Genomic DNA, 20,644 nt, shown 5'->3' on the forward strand with positions numbered 1-20,644 from the left:
TGGCGGCGGAAGTTGCCGCACCGATAGGACCTGCAGCGACGGCCACTGCTCCCGACAGACCCAGTGCAGCGAGCAGGGCGAATGCCGACACTGCGGCGTCCTGCAGGACGCCGCGACACCCCTGTGCTTCGCAGTGGAGGTGCTCTCCGTTGCGGCAACGGGCACCGGCAGCGGCTTGCGCACGGGCTTCTCAGCGGTGAGCTGATGCGCGGTCCGGGTTCCCGAGGTGGGCTACTTCCTCTTGATCTTCCTGTTCTGCTAGCCGGTCGTCGACTCGCCGGGCTTCGTCGGAGACACCGTCCGGTTCTTCGCCAGGGTTATCTTCGGTTGCTGATGCTTACCGCAGGTAAGGAGTCTGCGAGGTCTTCAGCAACGTGTGCAACGTAGCGATCCTCGTGGAGACACAGGCACCTGGGGTGTGGGCCTGGCCGGCGGTATCCTGGGAGCACATGTTTAGCCCCAGGCTGTGGTGTCAGTACTTGTACGACTGTGTACGTGCAACCCGACCGGGCAGTTCGGCCCGTCCGGCCGGGTCAGCGCTGTGGTAACGCCGCTCGGGCTCGCGGCTGTGGACTTGCTCTGTCAGTGGATGTTGAGCAGGTGGTCGAGCAGGGCTCGGACGGCGCCCTGGGCGATGCCGGTGACGGTGGCAGCGAGCAGTCGGATCCGATCGCGCCGGGTCAGGGCACGGTGATGGTTCGACATGGTGGTCCTTTCGCAAGCGTGTCGGGTTCGCTACGGCCGGCCGGCGCGCTTACTACGATGAAGACCTCGAACATGCCCCCGGTCAGTTGCGGTGCCCGGGCCGGGCAGGGCACGAGGATGCCTGGTCGGCCGGGGTGCGTGTCGAAGCAGGGAGGGTTCAGTGCGGTGAGTGGCGACGAACGTGCTCCCAGGGGGCGCAAAGCGCCCCGGGGGATGTCGCGTCCTCGGGTGGCCCCGGGTCCGCTGCACGATCTGAAGGCGCTGCTGCACCGGCTGCACGCCGAGGCCGGCGGCCCTTCGGCCGAGGTGATCGCCAGCCGCATCGCCGAGGCCGCAGACAACGAGGATTGGTCTGGGTGTCCGTCGGCCGACACCGTTTGGCGCGTGCTCACCAAGCCGGAGCTGCCGGCGAATCAGGCTGACGCGGTGGCCGTTGCCGTCGCGCTGTCCCGGATGGCAGGAGGCTGGGATGCCAGTGGGCCCGGCGGCGGCGACGTCGGGGCCCGGGTGCGGCGCCTATGGGCACAGGCCAGGCTGGCTCCGGCCGAGTCGCTGCGCACCATCGGCGGGTGGGACCCGATCGCATTGAGAGTGCACAGGTCGATCACCGCAGGGGCCGGGCGCGGGGCGGCCGAGCCGCTGACCGAGTACTTCGAACGTGACCACGACCGGGTGCTGCGTGCGCGGCTGCGCGAGGCAGCCGCCGGCGCGGCGGTGCTGGCGGTGCTGACCGGGCAGTCCTCCACCGGCAAGACCCGCGCACTGTACGAGGCTGTCGCGGAGCAGTTGCCGGACTGGCCCGTGCTGGTGCCGCCGGACGCGGCCACGCTGATCGAATGGATCAGGCAGGACGCCATCGAACCGTCCACCGTGCTGTGGCTCAACGAGACCCAGAACTTCCTGCCCGCCGCAGCCGAAGCTCTGGCTGGCCTGCTCAAGCGCATCCGGCCGCTGGTGGTCATCGGCGCGACGTGGAACGAATACTGGCACCGGCTGGACACCAATGCTCAGCCCGGGCAGCCCGACGCGCCGGCCCTGGAGCACGCAAGGATGCTGCTGGCCACTCATCAGCCCCGCATCCAGGTGCCTGCGGAGTTCACCCCCGAACAGATCAAGGCCCTGGCCCCGCTGGCCGACCGGGACGGCAGGTTGCGCGCGGCCGCCCGGGCAGCCGGTAACAGCGGCCGCATCATCCAGCACCTCACCGGAGGCCCCAAGCTCCTGCAGCACTACCTCGACGGCGACGATGGCGTTTTCAGCCCGCTGGAGCTCGCGGTCATCACCGCGGCGCTGGACGCCCGCCAACTCGGCCACGCCTCCCCGATCCCGGCCGCGCTGCTGGCCGAGGCGGCCGCCGGCTACCCGTCCGCCCATGACAGAGTCCACCCGGACCCAGACTGGATCCACACCGTCCTGGACGGCATCTGCCACGACCCGCGCACTCGCGTGGACGGAGCGCTGACTGCGCTGAGCAAGGTGCGCCTGGGCCCCGGTATCGGGCCCGCACAGGGCTATGAGCCGGCCGACTACCTCGACCAGCACACCCGCCGTTTGCGCGCCGATTGCTACGGAACCCCAGCCCTATGGACCGCCCTGATCGAGCACACCAGTGACCGCGACGACCAGGAACGGCTTGCGCAAGCTGCCTGGGACCGGGACTTGCGTACCACCGCCGTGCGCCTGTGGCACAAGGCCGCCGCCGCAGGCCACCCCACCACCAGCCTGGCACAGCTGGACACGGTGCTGGATCCTGACCGGTACGCCGCGGCCTACAGCGCCGCCAACGCCGACCTCGCCGACCCGTACGCGGTGGCGCGGCTGCTCGAAGCGTTGCGGGAGGTCGGCGCCGAGCAGGCGGTCACGACCTTGCTGGCTCGCGACCCCGCCGCCCACGCCGATGTCACCAACCCGGTCGCAGCTGCGTTGCTGCTCGATGCGCTGTGGGAGGCCGGGGCCGAGCAGGCCGTCAGGGTGCTGGCCGATCGCACCGCCGTCCACGTTACGGTCGCGGACACGTACCACGTGTCGCGGTTGCTCCTGGCGTTCCGAGAGACCGGGGCGGAGCAGGCGGTGACGGTGCTGGCTGAACGCGTTGCCGCCCACGCCGACCCCACCGACCCGAAACAGGTGGCGCGGCTGCTCCAGGCACTGCGGGAGGCCAGGGCCGAGCAGGCCGTCAGGATGCTGGCCGATCGCACCGCCCCCTACGCCGACTTCACCGACCCGGATCTGGTGTCGCAGTTGCTCCAGGCATTCCGAGATGCCAGGGTCGAGCGGGCGGTAACCGAGCTGGCCGATCGCGCCGCCACCCACGTTGACTGTGCGGCCACGTCCATGGTGTCGCGGCTGCTTCTGGCGTTCCGGGACGTCGGCGCCGAGCAGGCGGTCAGATTGCTGGCCGATCGCGTTGCCGCCCACGCCGACCTCACCAAACCAAACACGGTGGCGGATCTACTCCAGGTGCTACGGGAGGCCGGAGCCGAGCAGGCGGTCGCAGCCCTGCTGGCCCGCGACCCCGCCGCCCACGCCGACCTCACCGACCCGTACAGCGTGGCGCGGTTGCTCCAACAGCTACGAGAGGCCGGGGCCAAGCCGGCCGTCAAGGTGCTGGCCGATCGTGCGGCTGCCAACGCCGACCTCACCGACCCGCGGGCGGTGACACAGATGCTCAGGGTATTGTGGATGGCCGGGGCCGGGCAGGGGGTTATGGATCTGGTCGATCGCGCCGTCGCCCATATCGACTTCACAGATTCGGACCCGGACACGGTGGCACGGTTGCTCGGGGCGTTTCAAGACGTAGGGGCCGAGCAGGCGGTCAGGGTGCTGGCCGATCGTGCGGCTGCCAACGCCGACCTTACCGACCCGCAGGCGGTGGCACAGCTACTCTTGAGCCTGCAGGAAGACGGGGCTGAACTGGCGGTTAGGGTGCTGGCCGATCATGCCGCTGCCCACGCCGACCTCACAGACTTGGAGGCGGTGGAACGGTTCCTGTGGACGTTTCGGGAGGCCGGGGCGAACCATGCGGCCGCGCTGCTGGCTGATCGTGTCATTGCCCAAGTCGACCTTGCCGACCTCGCTGGCCTTGCCGACATTGCTGACCCGGGCAAGGCGGCGCGGCTACTCACGAAGTCGCAGAGAGCCGGGGCAAAGCAGGCGGTTGTGACCCTTGGACAGCGTAGCAAAGTCGCGGGTAGACATCCTGGTCACTTCGTGCCTTACGGACGTGAACCGGACGGTAGGCCGAGTCCACCGTGGACGGCGCGATCCATTACGTCTGCATGATCGAACTGGCAGCCGACTCGTTCGCCGACCATGGCGAACGTGGCGGAGAGCCCGGAGATATCCGTTCAGCCACCGCACCGAACCCGAACGTCACGTACGTGGCTGAACGTGCAAATCAACCCGGGATATCATCAGTACTACGTCGACGCGTCGATGTGGGCGTCGGCAATCGACGGTGCGTTCCCGTGGTGCCGGCAGTGCCAGACCGCGCGCCCAGGGCACCCAGGAATGCCAGACGAGGTGGAGCAGATGCTCGACACACGCTGCCAGACAGCACCGCGCGAGGCGTCAAAGCTCCTATGAGCCCATGACGTCACGGGCCACGACATCACCCGCTGTCCGGCGCCTTGGCTTCCTTGGGTAGGGCCTTGCGTCGAGAGGGCTTCACGGCCGGATCGTCGGGGACCAGATAGGTCGGGATCTCGGCCGCGTCTCTGCGGCGGAGCCGGAGTACTTCGAGGGCGGCTCGGCGGCGCTGGGGATCCTTCGTTGTCACCGCGACGATGGCGGGGAAGTAGCGGATCAAGAGGCCGCTGGGCACTACTATCACCGCCAGCGATGGAGCGTGACTCCATAAGGTCGTCGGGATCTGCATCGGCTCGCCTCGGATAGGGGCCGAGCCGGGCATGACAAAGCCTCAGCTCGACCAGTGAACTGGTCGTTGCCGAGGCCTCTGCGGCAGCGAGGTCTCAAACGGGGGTCCTGCTTGCAGGCATGCTTCTGTCCTCTTTACAGGGAGTGGGAGCCGCTACCGCACCGCTTCACCATCCCATCCGGATGTGGTCCTGAAGAAGTAGAACCCATCCGGTTATGGGAATCAGAGTACAGTCTTTGCAAGGTGTGTGTGGCGGCTTCATGTGGTTCTGGCCCACATTCTGATCCGGTAGGGCTGGTGACTGGCTCAGCAGCAGCGTTCGGCTTCGAATGATCGGCCGCCAGCAGCACCTCCACGGAATTGATGCTTTTGGTGATCTTCAGGCTGATTCTGCGAATCGGTCGCAGAGTTGTTTCAGGTGGCTGGTTCTGGGCGCGGGGCGGGGGCATTCGTCGGGCGGGTCGTAGGCGAACAGCCGGATGATGTTGGCGCCTGCGGCGGTGAGGACGTGTTGGACGTGTGTCTTCGCCAGTCCTTTGTAGCGGCAGTAGCGCAGCGGCGTGGGCGTGGACGGTTTCTGAGACGGTGGCCTCGCAGCCGGCGCGGATCACGACGCGGTGCATCCTCCCCCGGGGTTTCCTGTTGGGTGCGGACGCGGGTCTGGATCTGCTGAAGTGGCTGGGACAACAACGTCAAGTGACGGCCCTTGCCGTCGGTGTTGCGGTGCAGGCCAGCCGGTCGGCGCAGGCGCGGCAATCGGCCCGTGGGAACAGGACGGATATGGCCGGGTGCCCGTCGCTGCTGGTCGACTTCCACGGTGGGTTAGCGACACCATTTGGGGCAGGTCATGGTGCCGGTATCCCAGTTGATAGTGAAGTCGGCTTTAGTGAAGCCTGGGCGCTTGGTCGCCTGTGGATCGGCCCGCACCGGCCCGATGAGGGCGATAGCGTAGTGATCTTCGGCGTCCCGGATCGCGGCCGGGTCGCGTAGCCGGTGTCGACGAAGTGCTTGCCTGGGCACAGCCCGACCGCGATCAGACCGTCGTGGATCCGGCCCAGAGCATCGATGTCCTGGACCGGCGCGGGGGTGGTGACTACCTGCAGGATAACGTTCGCGCCGATGCCGTCAAAAGTTTCGGTCTGATGGTCACGGTAGCCGATCCTGCGCCTGCCGATAATGTCGTCCAGCCTGGTCAGGCAGCGTGTCGGTATTCGTGGATGACTCCGCCGAGTCGGTCGTTTCGGCTGATGCCGAGGTCGGCGATGGTCCGTGGATCGGTGATCAGTTCTGGTACTGCACGTAGCGGCGCGGCCTGCTGCACCGCTTGGTGAGCGCGGTGGTTGTTGTAGTGCGTTTCGTACCCGTGTAGGGCGTGCAGCAGGTGACGTTGGTTCCAGATCAAGGTGCGGTCCAGTAGTTCGTTGCGGCAGGTCTGCACCCAACGCTCCATGACCGAGTTCATCCGCGGCACGCGGATGCCACTGAGCACGACCTGAATGCCAGCCTGCGCGAGGATCTCGTCGAACACCGGTGGGAACTTCGCGTCCCGGTCCCGGATCAGGTACTTGGCTGTGGCTGCGGCTCCTTCCAGGTCCATGACCAGGTTCCGTGCCGCTTGGGTGACCCAGGCAGCGGTGGGATGAGCCGTGGCGCCCAGCACCCGGACCCGCCGGGTGGCGTGTTCGATTACGGCCAGGATGTATTGGCGCTGCCCGGTCAGCGTGACGGTCTCGATGAAGTCACACGCCAGCAGCACGTCAGCCTGGCTGCGCAGGAACGCGGCCCAGGTAGTGGCCGTGCCCTCCGGTGCCGGGTCGATGCCCTCATGCTTGAGGATCTCCCAGACGGTCGAGGCCGCGACCCTGATGCCCAGGGTGGCCAGCTCGCCGCGCACGCGGCGATAACCCCAACTCGGGTTCTCCCGGACCATGCGCAGCACCAGCCGCCGGATCGAGACGACCGTGCGCGGGCGGCCGGTTCCCCGGGGCCGACACATTTTCGCATGGCGCCGGCGCATCAGATCGCGGTGCCATCGCAGAACCGTGTCCGGGCTGACGATCAGATGCAGCCGACGCAGCGAATCACGGGGCAGGGGCTTGAGCAGTGCCTGTAAGGAAGGCCCGGTCTGCAAGGGTAAACCTGGCCCGGGCTGGACCGTGTTGCCGCTGCAGGACCGCAAGCTGATGGCATAGAGCCAAGATCTCAACGTCCTTGTCCCGGTCACTTATCGGCAGCAGCCGCAGAGCCGCGAAGGCGTTGGTCACGGCGAGATAGGTCAGACGCAACAGCACAACCAGCCATCATGCCGAGACTTCGCCACGACCACAGCACGACCTTCGATGCCCGGTCGATAACCTCCCTACCAAACCTGCATATGCGGCTGACCTGCATGGACGAGGTATTCGGCAGGCGCAGAGGTTCCGGGGCAAGATCCTGATCCGGATCGACGGGGCCGGTGCCAGCCATGAACTGCTGGAACGCTTCCAGGCGCTGAACACCACCCGGCGGGTCGTCCGATTCTGTGTCGGATGGAAGGTCACCGGTGTGGACGAGGCTGCGATCGCCGGACTGCCGGAAGTTGCCTGGTCAGTGGCGGTCGATCAGGATGGTCAGCCCCAGCCCGAGTGCGGTGTCGCGGAGATCACCAGCCTGGACCTGCGGCTGGACGGATGGCATCTGGGCACGAGGCTGATCGTCCGCCGGTCCCGGCCGTCCCGACGCCACGAACGGAAGCTGACCCTGTTCGACATGGCCACCGGCTGGCGCTATCAGATCACCGTGTCGGACATCGGCCGGATGCGCGGTGTCGCCGGCTCCCATCATCCCTGGTTCCTTGACGTGCTCTACCGTCAGCGCGGCGCCGCGGCCGAGGGCCGGGTCAAGACGAACAAGGCGATAGGCCTGGCCAACCTCCCGTCTCAGACCTAGGACGTGAACGTCGGCTGGGTCCTGGTCGCGAATATCGCCGCCGACGTCGAGGCCTGGACGCGGCTGCCGGGCCTGCACGACCAGCCCAGCCTGGCCCTGGCCGAGCCTGACACGCTGCGCTACCGCCTCTGGCACCTGCCCGTGAGGCTGGCTCAGAACCCTGCGCATCCCGGCTGATTGGCCCTGGGCGGCGGCGTTCACGACCTTGCTGGAAACACCTGAACGCCTGCCCAACCCAGGCTGACCGGCAGAAACCATCCCGTCGAGAAGAAGGGGGAACGCTCTGCGTGGTAGTGGAACCCTGCGGCCTGCCCGAGCACCTCGGGAACCGCAGCGACGCCGACGACCGAACCGGAATGGACGAATGACTACAAAACAAAGAACCCTGCGATCGTACTCACATCACACCACCAGCTAAGTCATCCAGGCCAAGATAGTGAAAATCGACTTCGGAGTAGCTGCGCCGACCGAGAACATGGTCGCGCTTTAGCGCTTTCGGACCAGCGATATAAAATGATCTGCAATACGTCGACAGCATGCTGATCAGAATGCTTGGCGCTGCGCGAGGCTATCCGTCGAGAGATTGCCCGAAATCCTCCAGTGAGATGCAACGGGCATCGATAAGCCAATCGAGGTACTTCGTTGACGCCTCCCTGCTTTCGCGGAACGAATCGATTCCTTCCGAGATAAGAGTGACCGCATAGCCACGGTTATAGGCGTCCACCGAGGTGAAGCGAATACAGACGTCGGCAGAGTAGCCGATCAAATAAATCCCCTCGCAGCCGAGACTGCGTAGAATATCATCGAGATTCGTGTTGTAGAAGGCGCTGAACCGTCGTTTCTCGACCAGAAAGTCCTCAGGATCAATGGCTGTCGCCACTCCGCTGACGACTTTTGACAGTTCGTGCCCTCGAACAAGGTTGGAACACCAACTCTCGTCGTCTCCTGCCCATGCCCTTGGCCAGTCCACTTTGTCATCCCGATAGAGTGTGACGACATGGATCACTGGGAGGCCCGCTTCGCGAGCCGTACCGATGATCTTTCCACAATTTGCCGCGAGCGATTTCTTGTCGACATCCTTGTTCTCCTCGAAGAAGAACTCTTGCATGTCGATGACGACCAGTGCACTCCCGCTCATGAACGATCACCTTTCTGTTGGGTCTGCTTTTCGATTGCCCTAGCCAGCACCTGCAATGCCGGTTCTAGAAGGTTGACGACAGCCACGGACTTCTGCGGCGAAAGGGTATCATTGAAGCCTATCGGGTCTTCCCTCAGGAAGTTAATATTAAGGACCCCGATAGACTCCTGAGATTCTTTATCGGGGGATAGGATGGCGAGGGCAAGCAGGGCAGCAAAATAGCATTCTTCTCGCCAGTATTCATAGCGCGATTCGATTTTTTCCAGGGTATCAGCTGGCAAGTCGTACTCGATACCTCGATAGAGACCACCGAAGCGCCCTACGTAGTCCATTCCTTGCGATACAAAAGCATTTCCACTCCCACGCCATGGCGTACCGTTGACTTCGATGGGTATTAGAATGGGCCGACTAGTCCGTCTCACGCTACTGTATAGAACTTGAAGCCAGCGAGTATCATCCTTTAATCCCTCGACGAGCGGCGTTGCTGCCATCGGTCCGTTAATGGCCACTGGAACCGCTACATCTATCCACCCGGCGTCAGGACTCACGAACTTCCTTATGAGCCCATTGAGAATCTGGAGGAGTTCGTTGATCTCTCGATGCGAGTACGTGTCTCGTGTCACGAGGTCGAGGTAGCAATTTGTGTAAGTTGCAAACTCATCGAATATCAGATAAAGCACCTCCCCCACGCGAACCAAGTCATCCAGTCCATAGTTGGTGAGACCTGGTGTCGCAGAGTTGGTGATCAAGCTTTGATCATGCTTTAAGTCTTGCTCTGACTTGAATGAGACTCTCAATTGTCTCTGTGGATCAAGGGCTATTCGGTCGGAGCTCGTCATCGCCTCGCGGTCCGTGAAATCGACAAGCCTCCACGGGTGAGTTGTGTAGATGTCAGCCAGTATGGCAAGAGCGTTAAGGCTTGGTTTGACGCCTCCGAACGGCCAAGCTTCATAGTCGCTTATACGTTTACCGGTCATTGGGGCCGCAGAGTTGCCTGTTGCGCTGTTGTACCGTGCCGCGACTTCGTCTTGAGTCCAACCGTAAGCGTGCCTCCAGGCTTGGCGCGGCCTGAATCTCCAGCGGATGATCATCTCATCCGCTATCTGCTGAGGCGGGCAGTTGGCGTCTTCCATTTTTCGGCGCAGCTGCTCACGTTGCTGCCTGTTGCCGTGTGCGATGCCGGCCACTCGTCGTCTCCATAGCGATCACTCTCAGTGACAAAATTGTAGCACTCGGAGTCGCGGCACTGGTACTCAACGCTGGGTAGTTTTGTGGCCCTCTGGTTCGTTTACGCAGGTCAGAGTACGGATGTGTAGCCGGTGAGCCTCCTTGAGTTTGGCAGTGTTCTGGGACGCTGCGTCTGCAATCCTGGCCGTAGGCGCTGGCGGACTGCCCAAGCTAGCTGCGGTGTGAGAGGGGGAGTCATGATCGAGGGAGCTCCGAAGCCGAGACCGGAGCGGATTGAGGTTCATTTCTATTTCCATGAACGTAAGCCTCCAGCGAAGTTGGCACGTGGGCGTCTGGCAGTGGTCTTGCTGGCCTCGGCTGGAACGGGCACATCGGCCTTCTTCTCGTCGTCATGGTCGTCGGCGTTATCTGTAATGATCGCTATTGTCGCCTTAGCGGTGAGTCTATAGGCTTGACTCTGTCGGGGATCTTGGCGTTCGGCTGCGTGTAATCAGCGTGTTGAGTCAGTCTCGCGGGTACTTGGTTTGGGTTCTGCGAGATTTCGAGGAGTGCGAGATGTCGGTCCGTCCCCGTCTGGGTGCCGAGGTACCAGTGTTGACCGCGCGGATAGCGCAGGCCAGCAGCCCGGGTGGCACGACGGCGAAGTGGGTGCGTGACCGTCTCGATGGTCTGTGGAGCGATGAGGACTTCGCGGACTGGTATCCGCGTGACGGGCGCCCGGGGCTCTCGCCGGCCCAGTTGGCCACGGTGAGCGTGCTGCAGTTCCTGCTGTGTCTTTCCGATCGTGCTGCCGCCGAGGCCGTTCGCTGCCGCATCGACTTCAAGTACGCGCTCGGTCTGGAGCTCGACGACCCCAGCTTCCATCACAGCGTGCTGTCCAACTTCCGCGACCACCTGCTGCAGGACGGTCGGTCGGACCGCCTCCTGGATCTGGCCTTGGCTCGTCTGAAGGAGGCGGGTTTGGTCAGCGAACGCGCAACGCAGCGTACCGACTCCACCTACGTGCTGGCCGCAGTGCGCGCCCTGACGCGCCTGGAGCTAAACTCCCGTTCCTGAACCGTTCGCCGGCCTCTCGCTTCGCTGGATCGACGCCCGGGACACCATGAACACTGCGACCAACCGCAGTTCCCGCTGGCTGTTCCCGGGCCGCCGCGCAGGCCGGCCGCCGAACCCCAACGGATTCAGCGTCATCGTCAACGAGGTCGGCGTCACCGTCGCCGGCCGTGCTGAGGCGATCCGCTGGCTCGTCCTTGAGAGGTACTCGTTGACAAGTCCGCCGAGGACCTGGTCGCGGCGTATCCGCTGCGCCAGGAACGGGATGACGTTCGGAGCGTCGGCAGGCGCTCGGAGCGCAGCCGACGACCCAGCCGCTGCTCGGCCGCGAGTAGTCGCTCCTCAGTGGCGCCGGCGAAGCCCAGCCAGCGGTTCTCGGCCATGCCAGGCGGCAAGTCTGCCGGGTCCCCCCTCGTCGGCGGCGTCGATCCACCCGGCGCTCCGCCGGGCCAGGAAACTCGGCCGCTCGCCCAAATCCACCGCGATCCTCCCCCTCCGTGTCCGGGCGATAGGCCGAGCGTAGCCGTCCGCTATGCCGACTTGCCCTTCAATGCTTTGAGTCGATAGGAAAGGGAGCCGTCCCTGAGCGAACCCTGAAGACGCAGTCGGTGGGGTCTCGGCCCGTCGGCACGCCACTTTCCAGGGGAGGGACACCCTCATGTCGAACGCTGCCCAGCGGCGTCGTGCCAGTGCGGTGATAGCCGGCGTCATACCCGTCGCCGTCGCGCTTGTCGCCGCGTCCGCCTCCGCCGCGCTTGCGCAGACCGAACCGCAGGCGAAGAACCATAGCAAGGTCCTGGACGAGACCCACCCGCAGTGGGCGACGGCCGACGCCGACCGGGGCGCGCTCCCCGCGGGGCAGCAGATCAGTACTCGGATTTACCTGGCTGGGCAGGACCCGGCCGGGATGGCCGCTGCGGCGCGTGCCGTCGCCGACCCGAAGAGTTCCAGCTACCGCCACTACCTGACGCCGGAGCAGATTCAGGCCGAGTTCGGGGCGACGCCGGCGCAGATCGCCGCCGTTCAGGGCTGGCTGACCGGGGCCGGGTTGACGGTCACCGGCGTGCGCGGTGAGTGGATCGATGCCGTCGGCGACTCCGCGGCTGTGCGGCGGGCGTTCGGGACGCAGGTCAAGAACTTCCAGCGAGCCGACGGCTCGGTGAAATACGCGGCCGCGTCGGCGGCGGTCGTCCCGGCGGACGTCGCCGGTTACGTTGTGGGGATCTCGGGGCTGACGCAGTCCTCCATCCGGGTACATGCGGACTCTGCGAAGGCCAACGCGGTTTCGGCGGCGTCCGCGTCCAGTGCGCAGAGCTGCGCGGCGTACTGGGGAGAGAACACCACCAGCGCGTTCCCGCCCGGGACCACGCCCGGGCCGTCGCCGTTGCTGCCGTGCTCGTACACGCCCAAGCAACTGCGTGACGCCTACGGCGTCACCGCCTCCGGGATGACCGGCAAGGGCGCGACCATCGCGGTCGTGGACTGGTACGCCTCGCCGACGGCGCTCTCCGACGCGAACCAGTTCGCGGTGGCGCACGGAGATGCCGCGTTCCGTTCCGGGCAGTACACCGAGTACTTCGACACGTCGAAGTACTCGCACCAGGCGGAGTGCGGCGACCCGACCGAGGAGGAGTCCCTGGACGTCGAGATGGCGCACGGCCTGGCGCCGGATGCCAACGTCGTCTACGTCGGCGCGAACTCCTGCTACGACCAGGATCTGATGGACGCCGAGGCGGACATCGTCGACCGGCAGTTGGCCGACGTCGTCTCGAACTCCTGGGGCGCGATCATGCACGGCACTGACGGGAACATCGATCCGGCGGTGATGGCCGCCTACGACCGGATCTTCCAGCAGGGTGCGCTGGAGGGCATCGGCTTCACCTTCTCCACCGGCGACTGCGGCGACGACGACCCGGCGAACAAGGACGGGGGCGCGACGAACTGCTCCGGCAATTCCGCGCGCAAGCAGACCGAGTGGCCGGCGAGCTCGCAGTGGGTGACGTCGGTCGGCGGCACGACGCTGGCCACCAACGCGCAGGGCGGCTACGCGTGGGAGACCACGATGGGCGACAATGTCGCGATCGCCAACTCCGGCGACGCCGCCTGGTCGCCGGTCAACGGACAGAAGGTGCCGTTCGCGTTCTACTTCGGTGGCGGCGGCGGGACGTCGGAGGACGTGCCGCAGCCGTGGTACCAGGCCGGGGCGGTTCCGGCGTCGCTGGCCGACCGGGCGGTCAACGGGACGACGCACGCCATGCGGACCGTGCCGGACGTGGCGATGAACGGGTCGCTGGCGACGTCGGTGCTGGTCGGGGTGACCGATAGCGGCAACCCGTACAGCGAGTTCGGGATGGGCGGCACCTCGGTCGCCGCGCCGACGTTCGCGGCCTTGCAGGCCGACGCCAAGCAGAGTGCCGGGCATCCGATCGGGTTCGCCAACCCGTCGCTGTACGCGCTCAGCGGCACCTCGGCGTTCCACGACGTGACCGGCACCGTGGCGGGCCAGCCGAGCGTGATCGAGGGCGTGCATGTGTTGTCGAACGGAACCACGGGGGTGATGTTCCGGGCCGGGCAGGACACCTCGCTGGCCGGTGCGGTGGGGTACGACACCGCGACCGGGCTGGGTTCGCCGGCCGCGGGGCTGGTGACGCGGCTCGGGACGGTCACGCCGATCCCGCCGCCGACGACACCGCCCACGACCCCGCCGACCGTCCCGCCCACAACGCCGCCGATCGTTCCGCCGACGACCCCGCCGACGACGGGCACGGGCGTGCCGGTCGTGAACCGTGTCGCCGGCGCGGACCGCTACGCCACCGCGATCCAGGTGTCGCAGACCTCGTTCCCGAAGGCCGGCTCGGCCCCGGCTGTGGTCCTGGCCACCGCCGAGAACTTCCCGGACGCGTTGTCCGGCGTGCCTCTCGCCACGGCGAAGGGCGCGCCGCTGCTGCTGTCGCCCTCGGCCGCGAGCGACCCGCGGGTTGTCGCCGAGCTGCGGCGCGTGCTGGCCCCCGGCGGGACGGTCTACGTCCTCGGCGGCGTGAACGCGGTCTCGGACCAGGCGGTCGCAGCCCTGGGCCTGCCGGGCGACCAGATCAAGCGGATCGCCGGCGGGGACCGCTTCGCCACGTCCCTGGCCATCGCCCACGCCCTCGGCAACCCGGGCGGCAACGTGGTCCTGGCCACCGGCAGGAACTTCCCCGACGCCCTGGCCGCCGGTCCCTTCGCCGCGGTCTACGGCGGCTCGGCCTCGGGCTCCGCCACCGCGACGCCGGCGGCGATCCTCCTGACCGACGACACCAAGCTGACCCCGGCGATCGCCGGCTACGTGGCCCACGCCCACAGCGTGGCGGCGGTCGGCGGCCAGGCCGTCACGGCGGCCGCGGGACTGCCCAACCGCGACGCCGCCGCGCAGTTCCAAGGCACCGACCGCTGGTCGACCTCAGCCAAGGTGGCTGCGGCCTTCCCGGCACCGACCACCGCGGGCGTGGCCACCGGCATGAAGTTCGCCGACGCCCTCACCGGCGCCGCGATGCTGGCCGCCGCCCACAGCCCGCTGCTCCTGACCGACGCCACGGCCCTGCCGGACGCAACCGCGAAGGCGCTGCACGGCCTGGAGAAGGCCTTGGCCGGCCGCGCGGTCGAGGTCTTCGGCGGCCCGCTCGCGGTGTCGGACGCCGTTGAGGCGCAGATCGCGAAGGCCGTCGGTGGCCGGGTCGAGAAGTAGGGTATTGCGATAGGTCGAGGGTGATGAGGCCGGGCGCCGAGGGTTGGGCGCCCGGCCTTGAAGCTTGCAACAGAGTCATAAACACGCCACGCAGGCTTCTGTTCTGGAGATAAGAGCTCTGATTCGCGATTGACGAACTGGTAGGCCACCCTCGATTGACAAGCAGCCACCTTCTAATCCGATGGTCGCAGGGTTCGAATCCTGCCGGGGGCACAGATCGAGTCGGATCAACTACGCCGCTGACCTGATGTTTTACTGAATCGCGGACATGAGGCGCGAAAACAGCCCAGGGACGTACTCGTCGAGCACCGACGTGTAACTGTCCCGGGTGACGGTGGTGGAATGCCCGAGCGTCTCCGAGACGACCTGCATGTCCATCCCGGCAGCCGGCGCTCGAGACGCCGCCCCGTGTCTTCAATGTTGCGAGGTCGCGACAGTGGAGTCGTCCAAGGCGGCTTCCCGCTCCCCACGTCCGACTTCGGATGCCGGCCTCGCTCTCGCCTACTGATACGTGGTGGTCCCGTCCCGATATCGGGACGGGACCACCACGTCTTCGTATGCGCGAGGAAATCAGGCCTCGGTGACCGATACGCTCATCGCCTCGCCATCGGATCTGGTCTGAGGAGCGGACTGCGCCGACCGGGCCGCCAGCGAGACGAGCGGCAGGGCGCACACCGTCATCCCGGCCGCTGTCACCGCCAGCACCCTGCCCGTCCCCCAGTGGGTGAACAACGGACCGGCCACCGCGTAGGCGAGCGGTCCGGCCAGGAGGTTCGCGGTCACCAGCGCCGTCATCACCTGAGCCCGAAGCTCCGCCGGAGGATGAGTCGACAGGATGCTGATCAGCGGCGCGTTCAGCATGGGGACGCCGATCCCGCTCGCCAACAGGATGGCAGTCATCGTGGCGGCGGGCTGGTCCATGGGGACGGCCCACAGGTCCGCAGTTCGCTGCCGGTACGGTCGGCCCGGTCCAGGAACTCGATCACGCCGACGCAGTCCCCATCGTGGACCAGCGGCACGGCCATGATGGCCCGCGGCACGTATCCGGTGGACTCCGCCGCCGAGCGGGAGACCTTCGAGTCCTGATCCACCTGGACGGAGGCGAGCGCGGCTGTCCACACGCCGCCACCCAGCCGGTGATCCCGGTTCCGGCGCGGAACCGCTTGCCGACGAGGTCCTGCTCGCCCGCACTCGCGACGGCCTCGAAGACGAGTTCGCCGGTGCGCTGGTCGACCTGGAAGACGGAGGCCGCGGCGGCGCTGAATACCGAGCGTGCCGTCTCCACGATGTTCTACAACGGCTGCCGTTCAGTCGGTACCCCTGCCTGCCCGGCTGGTCCCAGCGTCCGGACCAGCACAGCATCGACTCCCCGAAGTGTCGTGGCCTCGGAGGTCGCAGCCAGAGCCATCGTCGCGAGACTGATATAGGAACCGCTCAAGAAGAACATCCCGAACCGCGTCAGCGCGAACGCCGACGCCCAGCGTAGCTCGACAGTCGGGCTGTCAAGGTAGCGGCGAATGAAGGGGACGGTTGCCGGTTCCCCGAGGAGACTGAGGGCGACGATCCCTGTGGCCGCCGCGCCGGGTGAGGCTTCGCCGGCAATGAATGCCTCCAGGAGGGGGACCGACGTCGTTGCGTGCTCGGGAAACCAGGCCAGCAGGTTGGCTGTCTCGGCCCGCAGTTCAGGGCTGTCCGAGCCCAAGAGAACAGACAGGACTGGAAGTGCTTCGCGGACAGCGTCATAGGAGCGCACTGCCGCTTCGACGTCAATGAGGACCTGTGCGCATGACACCTCGCGCTGTCGGCGCTGCTCGTCGTCGGCGGCCTCGGAGATCCACCTGGTCCACTCGTCGGCTTCGCCGCGCACGGCTTCCAGGGTGGCTCGGTCCCGAGCCGGGTCGTAGCCGTTCGGCAGGTAGTTGTTGTCCAACCCGATCGCGATGGCGACCAGCAGCCCGACGATCCGATGCCGGTTCGACTGCCGTGTGTCGAGGGCATGCGGACGAGGAACGGAACGGTGTACTGCGCAGCCTGCGACCGTGTGCCTTGGTGCACGATATGGTTCGCGAGCTGCGCACTCGGCGAGTAGCGGCCCTCCCAAACCCCCGCTTGTGCCTCAGTCGTTTTGCGGCGCCGCGCCAAAGGTCACGGTGCCGAGCCCGGAAGGCATGTGGCTCAGCAGCGCTGTCACGGCCTCGTCTGCCGTCGTGGCCTCGGTGATCACGTCGCCCATGAAGTGGGCGTTGAGGGTGTATCGCCCTTCGCGCCGGGGTGCGGCCAGGCAGGGCGGAAGGGGCGTGAGACAGGGGCGGGTGCTGGTGGAGAATCGCAGGGTCCAGTGGCTGGTGAATGGATAGAGCACCCGCAGCGTCGGCTCAGCGTATGCCGCCTCGATGAGCTCGTGATATTGGGGCCAGTCGGCTTCGCCGGCCTCGATTCGCATGTGCTGCCACTCTGATGCGGTCAGTTGGGCTGGATCGTTGTCGGCGACTTCGAAGCGGCCCGACAGGTGGACGAACGACGCGGTTTCGCGGATGTCGGTCAGCGTCGCTCCGTCATGCCACGCCCGCGCCGCCTTGGCGATCTCCGCGAGGTCGTCGGTGTCCCCACCGATGAGTTCCATGTCCTGGAAGGCTTCCTCGCCGCGGATGTACCAGTTTCGCTTCCAGGTGTAGCCGTTGATGGCCATGGCGTTCCGGTGAGGGACCGTACTGGGGACGGTGGCGCGGCCGAGCGGATTCGCCTCGGAGAGGATGACCGGGAATGTCGGTCCGCTCTCGGCCGCGATGGCTAGAAGCGCCGCGGCGAGGCTGCCTGCGGCTACGACATCGGGATAGTGGTCATCGGGGTTATTGGGAATGCCCACGGGTCAAGATTGTGCCGCACCCGCAATCGCCAGATCCAGGCTCAGGCTGGTCTCCACCTCGCGCAGCGGTTCACCCCGATGGAAGCCTTCGACGGTGCGATCTGGCAGAGCCAGCGCACCACGAAGCGATTCGCGAAGTGATCGAAAACGAACCGGGCCTGGCCTGTGCTTCCCCTACGATCCGAAGCGACCACGCCGCCGACCCGCGAGGAGGCATCATCCGATGAGCTACGACCTCTACCTTTGGCATGGGCCGCAGCCCGTCACCGCGCAAAGGGCGATGGCGATCTGCCACGAACTCGCGCGCAGCCAGAACGACTCGGTGATCCCCGATGCCGCGGTGCCGGCCTTTCACGACGACCTGATCGCGCGGTTCCCCCCGCTGGAGGCTCTCAGCGACGACACGATCGACGATTCCCCCTGGAACATGAGCCCGGACGCCACGGCCAGCCGCATCATCCTCAGCATCGGTCTCTCTCGCGTCTCGCAAGTCGGCCCGACGGTCGAAGAACTAGCCGCACAGCACCGGCTGGTCTGCTTCGACCCCTCAACAGGCGTCGTTCACAACCCGCCGCAGACACGCTTCTCCGGCAGCCTCCTGCTGGAGTCGTGCAACGGAAGCATGATCATCGACCCGCGCCCGGAGGATCTGCGTTCGCAGCTTGAGCAGTTGTCGCAAGCGAACTTCTACGCCTGCCTGGAACGGGACGAGGGCTGGTTCGTCCAGGTCGGTATCGGTCAGCGCGCTGGCAACGTCCCGGATGGGAAGTTCGCTCTCGAATACCGCGAAGGCGTCGCAGACCGGCACTTCCGCGTCCTGGCGGACGACCTCGACGACGCCGTCACCCTGTTCGAGGACTTCGCCGCCGGTCGGGACGCCTTCAAGACCAGGTTCGCCTGGGTCAAGTACTGAGCCCCATGAGCTACAGCATCTGGCTGCGCCGATTCGACCGCGGGAACACCGTTCCAATGGACCAAGCGACGTTCCAGACGGTGACGTCTCCTCACGTCGCCAGACAAGAGCCGGAACACAACTTCCTGCTACTGCGCATGCCAGACGGCGGCGAGGCCGACGTCTACGCCAACACCGACCCGGACGGCAGCCTGGGCAGCGTCATGCTGACCCATTTCTGCCGCGGCCTTGTCCTCGGCGTCGTCGCAGAACTCGCCAACGCGCTCGAAGCAGCCGTGCTGCTCCAGGAGGGCATAGCCTTGGTCTCCAGTGCTGACCAGCGCGCCAACCTGGTTCCCGAGCTCCAGCAGGATGCGGTGATCATCGAGCTCAGCGGTGAGGCAATCCAAGCTGTCATCGACCAACTCTGACGCTGGGCCGGCAACGATTCGCCGGCTGAAGTCGAACAACTCCGACGACAGTTGTTCACACTCACCGTGCGAACCACCAGGTCCACAACCCGGATCGCCGTTTGCCAGCAGCCCGTGCGGCAGGTTCCCCTTCTCCCTTCGCCTCGACCGGCTCTGAGTGACCAGAGCACTCCGGTCACGTAACCCCGTGGCAGCGGCAAGGCTAAGCAGCGGCCGTTTGCGTCGTTTGTTCCAGGGCACCCGGCTCCGGCTACGAGACGTGAAGCGTTACCGGAGGAGCAACCATGCCAGTCGGCCCGGATACCGCAGGCAGCGGAGCTGAGCGCGAGGATCCCAAGAACGAACAGCTTGAGTATTTCCGATCCGTTCGTCCCAAGAAGTTCTCACTACTGATCAGGACCTTCGGATCGATGACACCGACAACTCGCTGCGAATCGTTGAGCGACATCACCTGCGCGGACTTCCTGTCCGAGGCCGGGTTGCGGACTCCGGTGTTCGTGCGGTTCTCCACGGTGCAGGGTCCGCGCGGTTCGGCCGACACGGTGCGGGACGTGCGTGGGTTCGCCACGAAGTTCTACACCCGGGAGGGCGCCGCAGCCGTCCGCGTTGACGAAGCGGTACGTGTGCACGCCGAAGCCCTGCATCATCCGCAGGCTGCGCGGGATGCGGGTTGTTGCCGTCCAGGAAGTTTCGGGGCGTAGCACGCCCAGGCCTTCGGCGATGTGCGTCGCCAGGTCGGCGTCGACGTGGGTCACGCGAACGAAGGCCGGACCTCCCCCGCGCTCAGTCAGGACAACCTGCTCCCGGGCGACCCGAGCACCCGCAAGGTCGCCGTGCTCGCCGCCGACGGGCTCGACGCGCGGCAGGCCGCGAGCCTCGTCGCCGCACTGTCCGACCACGGCGTCAGTCCTGTACGACGCCGTGCTGGTGCCGGCGGCGAGGGATCGGTGCAGGCACTCGGTCAAGACGCAGCCAACACGGATGGGCCAGCTCCGCCAGGGCTGGCCCATCTGCGTGCTCACTACACCAAACGGCTGAAGGCTCTGACCGCATCAGGATCCGTACCTGCGGGTGAACCATCACCGACTCACGTTTGACCCTGTGGCGCAAGGGCACCGGGCCTGCATGCGGCGGCGACTGGTCCCGCCCGCGAACCCAGGAGGCAGTCCCAATGGATGCGATCGTCCTGCTCAAGGTGCTCGCCGCCGCCAAGCCTGACGCCCCGTCCGATCCCCTGGAACTGCCCAGCGCACTGGCCTGAGCTCGTAACGTCGACGTCGACCTCGCCTTCCGAAAACGAGTGAGTCGGCCCGCCAGAACACCATCGAATGCTGGCCAAACCAGGCCCACGCCAACTCCGTGCGAGAAAGGCACCTCCTGTGACAGCCGAGAACAGTTCTCCAGAGCTTCGACAAGTAGTGCTTGACTCCACCAACGCGCGCTCCTTGGCCGAGTTCTACCGGCAGCTGCTGGGATTCGAATATCGCCCCGGGCACGAGCCGCCGGCGGCTGGGGAGCCGGACCCGGCAGGCGAGGACTGGTTGAACCTGTGGGACAGAGCTGGCCACCCTCGCTTGGCATTCCAGCAAGTCAGTGTGATGCCGGAGGTGACGTGGCCCAACGGGCCCGTCCACCAGCAGCTCCACCTGGACCTTGCCGTCCGCACCAAGGCCGAGCTGGACGCACAGCATGAACGCACCCAAGAACTCGGCGCCCGGTTGATCGAGGACCGCTCCGAAGACTCCGAGGAGCCGCTGCGCGTCTACGCCGACCCCGCAGGCCACCCCTTTTGCATCTACGTCAGCCGCGCCTAAGCATCCGTTGCCCAGGTGCCGAATCCCG

At 66.2% G+C, this 20,644-nt stretch carries 16 protein-coding genes and 3 pseudogenes; 9 read left to right on the plus strand and 10 right to left on the minus strand.

The window, feature by feature from the left end; genetic code table 11:
- Positions 1–582: 582 nt before the first annotated feature.
- Positions 583–705, minus strand: a complete 123-nt coding sequence (locus ABD481_RS08590) for a hypothetical protein (RefSeq protein WP_344665013.1) — start codon at positions 703–705, stop codon at positions 583–585.
- 228 nt (positions 706–933) lie between these two features.
- On the opposite strand from ABD481_RS08590, the gene ABD481_RS08595 reads away from it, so the two are divergent.
- Complete coding sequence (locus ABD481_RS08595) at positions 934–3,987, plus strand: hypothetical protein (RefSeq protein ID WP_344665014.1); 3,054 nt, start codon at positions 934–936, stop codon at positions 3,985–3,987.
- 328 nt (positions 3,988–4,315) lie between these two features.
- On the opposite strand, the gene ABD481_RS08600 is transcribed toward ABD481_RS08595, so the two are convergent.
- The gene (locus ABD481_RS08600) at positions 4,316–4,528 is read right to left on the minus strand and encodes a hypothetical protein (RefSeq protein ID WP_344665015.1); all 213 of its coding nucleotides are present in this window, start codon (positions 4,526–4,528) and stop codon (positions 4,316–4,318) included.
- A 1,246-nt stretch (positions 4,529–5,774) separates the two neighbouring features.
- Positions 5,775–6,873: pseudogene (locus ABD481_RS08605) on the minus strand (integrase core domain-containing protein).
- A gap of 253 nt (positions 6,874–7,126) precedes the next feature.
- Between ABD481_RS08605 and ABD481_RS08610 the strand changes: the two are divergent.
- Positions 7,127–7,510, plus strand: a complete 384-nt coding sequence (locus ABD481_RS08610; protein WP_344665016.1) for a hypothetical protein — start codon at positions 7,127–7,129, stop codon at positions 7,508–7,510.
- Between the two features lie 3 nt (positions 7,511–7,513).
- The gene (locus tag ABD481_RS08615) at positions 7,514–7,687 is read left to right on the plus strand and encodes a hypothetical protein (protein ID WP_344665017.1); all 174 of its coding nucleotides are present in this window, start codon (positions 7,514–7,516) and stop codon (positions 7,685–7,687) included.
- 391 nt (positions 7,688–8,078) lie between these two features.
- On the opposite strand, the gene ABD481_RS08620 is transcribed toward ABD481_RS08615, so the two are convergent.
- Together ABD481_RS08620 and ABD481_RS08625 are read right to left on the minus strand one after the other, a co-directional pair.
- Entirely contained in the window at positions 8,079–8,648 is a 570-nt protein-coding gene (locus tag ABD481_RS08620) for a cysteine hydrolase family protein (protein WP_344665018.1), read from the minus strand.
- On the minus strand, positions 8,645–9,835 hold the full coding sequence (locus tag ABD481_RS08625; RefSeq protein ID WP_344665019.1) for a helix-turn-helix transcriptional regulator: 1,191 nt from the start codon (positions 9,833–9,835) through the stop codon (positions 8,645–8,647). The genes ABD481_RS08620 and ABD481_RS08625 overlap by 4 nt, the downstream gene beginning before the upstream one ends.
- Positions 9,836–10,391: 556 nt before the next feature.
- Here ABD481_RS08625 and ABD481_RS08630 point away from each other — a divergent pair.
- Together ABD481_RS08630 and ABD481_RS08635 are read left to right on the plus strand one after the other, a co-directional pair.
- The gene (locus ABD481_RS08630; RefSeq protein ID WP_344665020.1) at positions 10,392–10,892 is read left to right on the plus strand and encodes a transposase; all 501 of its coding nucleotides are present in this window, start codon (positions 10,392–10,394) and stop codon (positions 10,890–10,892) included.
- 655 nt (positions 10,893–11,547) lie between these two features.
- Positions 11,548–14,613: a cell wall-binding repeat-containing protein gene (locus tag ABD481_RS08635; RefSeq protein WP_344665021.1), complete on the plus strand. Its 3,066-nt coding sequence runs from the start codon at positions 11,548–11,550 to the stop codon at positions 14,611–14,613.
- 570 nt (positions 14,614–15,183) lie between these two features.
- Here ABD481_RS08635 and ABD481_RS08640 read toward each other — a convergent pair.
- The 4 genes from ABD481_RS08640 to ABD481_RS08655 form a co-directional block, all read right to left on the minus strand.
- A complete protein-coding gene (locus ABD481_RS08640; protein WP_344665022.1) occupies positions 15,184–15,513 on the minus strand; it encodes an MFS transporter in 330 nt (109 codons plus the stop codon).
- Complete coding sequence (locus tag ABD481_RS08645) at positions 15,510–15,734, minus strand: hypothetical protein (protein ID WP_344665023.1); 225 nt, start codon at positions 15,732–15,734, stop codon at positions 15,510–15,512. The genes ABD481_RS08640 and ABD481_RS08645 overlap by 4 nt, the downstream gene beginning before the upstream one ends.
- A gap of 170 nt (positions 15,735–15,904) precedes the next feature.
- Positions 15,905–16,543 (minus strand): HEAT repeat domain-containing protein, encoded by a 639-nt coding sequence (locus ABD481_RS08650; protein ID WP_344665024.1) that lies wholly within the window; start codon positions 16,541–16,543, stop codon positions 15,905–15,907.
- Between the two features lie 186 nt (positions 16,544–16,729).
- Complete coding sequence (locus ABD481_RS08655) at positions 16,730–17,479, minus strand: DUF6193 family natural product biosynthesis protein (RefSeq protein ID WP_344665025.1); 750 nt, start codon at positions 17,477–17,479, stop codon at positions 16,730–16,732.
- Between the two features lie 223 nt (positions 17,480–17,702).
- Here ABD481_RS08655 and ABD481_RS08660 point away from each other — a divergent pair, with 223 nt between their 5' ends.
- The 3 genes and pseudogenes from ABD481_RS08660 to ABD481_RS47350 form a co-directional block, all read left to right on the plus strand.
- Positions 17,703–18,392, plus strand: coding sequence for a hypothetical protein (locus ABD481_RS08660; protein ID WP_344665026.1), 690 nt, complete (start codon positions 17,703–17,705; stop codon positions 18,390–18,392).
- A gap of 5 nt (positions 18,393–18,397) precedes the next feature.
- Positions 18,398–18,802: a hypothetical protein gene (locus ABD481_RS08665; RefSeq protein ID WP_344665027.1), complete on the plus strand. Its 405-nt coding sequence runs from the start codon at positions 18,398–18,400 to the stop codon at positions 18,800–18,802.
- 431 nt (positions 18,803–19,233) lie between these two features.
- Positions 19,234–19,392, plus strand: a pseudogene (locus ABD481_RS47350) (catalase); the annotation flags it as partial.
- Here the strand turns inward: ABD481_RS47350 and ABD481_RS08675 are convergent.
- Positions 19,393–19,503, minus strand: a pseudogene (locus tag ABD481_RS08675) (catalase); the annotation flags it as partial.
- A 627-nt stretch (positions 19,504–20,130) separates the two neighbouring features.
- Between ABD481_RS08675 and ABD481_RS08685 the strand changes: the two are divergent.
- A complete protein-coding gene (locus tag ABD481_RS08685; protein ID WP_425559126.1) occupies positions 20,131–20,616 on the plus strand; it encodes a VOC family protein in 486 nt (161 codons plus the stop codon).
- Positions 20,617–20,644 lie beyond the last annotated feature (28 nt).

The organism is Catenulispora yoronensis (assembly GCF_039531695.1).
GTDB lineage: Bacteria > Actinomycetota > Actinomycetes > Streptomycetales > Catenulisporaceae > Catenulispora > Catenulispora yoronensis.

What these genes read in the sequence shown, in the direction of transcription:
- ABD481_RS08590 (WP_344665013.1), bottom strand. Translation starts at nt 705, where the DNA reads ATGTCGAACCATCACCGTGCCCTGACCCGGCGCGATCGGATCCGACTG.
- ABD481_RS08620 (WP_344665018.1), bottom strand. Translation starts at nt 8,648, where the DNA reads ATGAGCGGGAGTGCACTGGTCGTCATCGACATGCAAGAGTTCTTCTTC.
- ABD481_RS08630 (WP_344665020.1), top strand. Translation starts at nt 10,392, where the DNA reads ATGTCGGTCCGTCCCCGTCTGGGTGCCGAGGTACCAGTGTTGACCGCG.
- ABD481_RS08635 (WP_344665021.1), top strand. Translation starts at nt 11,548, where the DNA reads ATGTCGAACGCTGCCCAGCGGCGTCGTGCCAGTGCGGTGATAGCCGGC.
- ABD481_RS08640 (WP_344665022.1), bottom strand. Translation starts at nt 15,513, where the DNA reads ATGACTGCCATCCTGTTGGCGAGCGGGATCGGCGTCCCCATGCTGAAC.
- ABD481_RS08660 (WP_344665026.1), top strand. Translation starts at nt 17,703, where the DNA reads ATGAGCTACGACCTCTACCTTTGGCATGGGCCGCAGCCCGTCACCGCG.
- ABD481_RS08665 (WP_344665027.1), top strand. Translation starts at nt 18,398, where the DNA reads ATGAGCTACAGCATCTGGCTGCGCCGATTCGACCGCGGGAACACCGTT.
- ABD481_RS08685 (WP_425559126.1), top strand. Translation starts at nt 20,131, where the DNA reads ATGCTGGCCAAACCAGGCCCACGCCAACTCCGTGCGAGAAAGGCACCT.